This window comes from Romboutsia sp. 13368, assembly GCF_018336475.1.
Classification (GTDB): Bacteria; Bacillota; Clostridia; order Peptostreptococcales; family Peptostreptococcaceae; genus Romboutsia.
Map to the genome: position 1 here is coordinate 1,440,318 of NZ_CP048741.1, position 3,384 is coordinate 1,443,701.

General features: G+C 28.7%; 3 protein-coding genes. All 3 read right to left on the minus strand.

The window, feature by feature from the left end:
* Positions 1-81: 81 nt before the first annotated feature.
* Entirely contained in the window at positions 82-1,167 is a 1,086-nt protein-coding gene (locus G3997_RS05810; RefSeq protein WP_296644293.1) for a carbohydrate-binding domain-containing protein, read from the minus strand.
* The gene (locus G3997_RS05815; RefSeq protein WP_296644296.1) at positions 1,151-2,119 is read right to left on the minus strand and encodes a carbohydrate-binding domain-containing protein; all 969 of its coding nucleotides are present in this window, start codon (positions 2,117-2,119) and stop codon (positions 1,151-1,153) included. The genes G3997_RS05810 and G3997_RS05815 overlap by 17 nt, the downstream gene beginning before the upstream one ends.
* A 150-nt stretch (positions 2,120-2,269) precedes the next feature.
* Positions 2,270-2,995: an alpha/beta fold hydrolase gene (locus G3997_RS05820; RefSeq protein ID WP_296644300.1), complete on the minus strand. Its 726-nt coding sequence runs from the start codon at positions 2,993-2,995 to the stop codon at positions 2,270-2,272.
* Positions 2,996-3,384 lie beyond the last annotated feature (389 nt).

Genomic DNA, 3,384 nt, shown 5'->3' on the forward strand with positions numbered 1-3,384 from the left:
TTAATATTACTTTTTCATAATTATAAACAAATTTATTTATATATAAAAGATAAGGCTAGTATATATATCCTAGCCTTATTTTTATTGTTCCACTGTTTCTAAATTATTGTTTTGTAAATTAGTATTTTGATTATTATCTTTCATCATATTTCCACCATTTTGCCCTCTTTTACCACCAAATCCTCCTTTGCCACCCATTGTGTTTGCAGATGCACCATCTTGAGTAATATTTGTTATAGTTGAAGATATTGTTTCACTTCCAACTTCAGTTCCTCCTGAGTATTTTTCATGAGAGTATAGTCCATCTTTAGCTTCTCCAATTACAGCTACTCCCACAGATACTGTATACTTAGTGTTATCCTTAATTTCTGGTGTTGACACTATTACAGAAGAATATGATTTTGCTGGTGAATATGTTAATATATTCTTACCATTTGATGATGCAATATTTATTGCACTATTAGCTTCTTGTGATGTTAAGTTAATATTTAATATCTTTTGAGTAGAAGAATCACTTGGTGTTTGTGCCATACCTGAACTTCCTACTGCTACTAATACTCCTCCTGTTATATCAAATGTAGTATCATAGTCTAAGCTTGCATTTCCATTATTAGTTGGTCCATCTACTAAAACGGTTCCTCCGCTTAATTTTATAGAACCATTTGCATCTAGTCCATCTCCACTAGCATCTACATATAAATGTCCACCACTAATATTTAATTCTCCATTACTTGATGCACTAAATTTATCATTTCCAGCCATAACAGTTTCACTAGATACATCATTTCCACCGGCTGAGTTTATACCATCATCACTTGCTACAAGATGTATATTTCCGTCATTTATATTTATAATAGTACTTTCTATACCTTCATATGATTTAGATATATCTATAGTTCCTCCATTAATATCTAGTTGTGAATCAGAATGAATTCCATCATCTCCTGAAGCTATCTTAAATTCTCCCCCATTGATAGTTATATTAGAGTTAGAGTGAATAGAGTCTTCAATTGAATCTATATTGAAGTTACCTCCATCAATTATTATATCAGTTGATGCTTTTAAAGCTTTCATACTAATACTTTCATCACTTATCGATTCATTAGATGTATTTGTATTATCATTATCTGAGCTTTGGTCATTTGTTGCATCATTTARAATTTGCATTCSGTTGCCCCTGTGTATCTCCACTTGGCATACTTGGTCTTTCACCATTTTGCATTCCTTCTGGCATTTGACCTTTATTAGATCCTAGTGGATTATTAGACTTAGTAATATTTTCACTTCCTCCACCACTTTTTATAGTTATATCTCCATCCGCTACAAGTAGTTGAGTTTGTGCTTGTATTCCATCTTGACCTGAAGTTATATTTATACTTCCACCTTCAATATATACATAACCTTTAGTTTCATCAGTATCATTGTTAGATTGCATTCCGTCACCTTCAGAATTTATAGTTATATTTGCATCAGTTATATTTATACAATCTTTTCCTTTTATACCATCATTCTTAGCATTTATAACTATATTTCCACTTTGTAGCTTTAAGTCATCTTTACTAACTATACCGTGGTTATAATTTGCATTTACTGTAAGTTTACCAGTTCCTATTATAGTTAAGTCATCTTTACTAAATATAGCTGAATTTGGTTCATCACTTGATGCATCTTCTAATACATAGTTTTCTCCATCAGTTATATTATTTTCAGTAGAGTCTTCTAAAGCTATTATTGCCTTTTTAGCTTGTTTAACATATATAGGCGCTCCATCTTTACAAGTAATATCTGCTCCATTTAATATTATATAAACCTTATCTTCTTTTCCTGCATTAACTATAATTTGACCATCATCAACCTTACCACTTACACTATAAGTTCCTGCTTTGTTAATAGTTATTTTATTATTTTCAACTACTGCTCCTTCTCCTTCTACAGTTGTTGATATTCCTAAATTTATATATGTATCTGCCTTAGAAGCACTTTCACTTTCTAGCGATTCTATATTAATACTCTTTTTTGTATTATTTTGAGTAGTTGTATTATCTTTATTATTTGAACATGCTGTTACTGTTACACATAATGATAGTGCTGATAGCATAGCTACTAGTTTTTTGTTCATAAAAAATCCTCCTTAGATTTTTATTTTTATTAATGTTGATATGGTATCATAATTACCTTAAATAAAACTTAAAAAACTATATTATATCTATGAGTTAGCTAATATAAACAGGGTGTCGCAAAATACGACACCCTGTACAGCCATTTTATTTTAATCTAGAGATTCTAAAAACTTTTTAATTGCTTTTGATAATTTTTCAAAATCATCAATTCGTATATCATGACCTGCATTATCAAACTTTTCAATAGTTATACTTCTACTATTTAAATTATTTATATAATCTACTATATCGTCATTTCTTAGTAGACTATCTTCTAGATTCCCTTTTAGTATCATTGTTGGACAAGTAATCTTTTTTAAATCATTTCTAAAGTCAACGTATTTAGAATCCTTCTCTATACTCTTTAAAACTTCATAACTTATTGAAACTAAATCACATTCATTATATATCTGTCTAGACTCTTCTGCCCATCCATTTGTAATTTCTTTATGAATAGCTGGGTATTCATTTATTATTAAACCTTTTAATTTCTCTAGATTTAAAATTGAATAACCTAATCCATAAGACAAGCCTCTTAATACACCTAATAAACAAAATTGTTTTAATTCTAACGCTTCTACAACTACTTTTATATCTTCTATATGATCTTCTAGTGTATATCCTCCTTTAGGACTATCACTTATTCCTCTTCCTCGAAAAGACAATGCTACACATCGTCTATCATCAAACTTATTCATAAACTTTATATAATCTTTTGCACATTCAGATAATCCAGGGCATATTAGTAATGGTGTTTTGATTGAATTTTTAATTCCGTTATCTATATAGTATATATTTACTCCTTTATTGTTAGCAAAACCTTCTATATATTCCATTGTAACACTCCCCTTATAATATTTAAAACTATCATAATATTTATTACTGTTATAATAATATGTATTCTTATTATAAATTTTAATTAATAATTTATGCATTATTTTTATTATCTAAACACTTTTTAGTGTCGATATATATAAGTTCCCATTTATCATCTTTATTTTTTTTATAATCTGCTATTTTTATATCTACTCCATTAGTTAATTCATAAAAAAGTACATAGTATTCATTTTTATCTTCGTCTTTAAAATATACACGTCTTTCATAACCACTATCTTTTACTGTAACCTCTTTATCTATTAATGAACACCAATCACCATATTCTATCTCAACAAATGATTGTGCATCATAGCTCCATCCATGATAAGGAGCACATAGGTAGTTTTCC

Bases quoted from the DNA above. Each gene is read 5' to 3' on its own strand.
- G3997_RS05820 (WP_296644300.1), bottom strand. From the start codon at position 2,995: ATGGAATATATAGAAGGTTTTGCTAACAATAAAGGAGTAAATATATAC.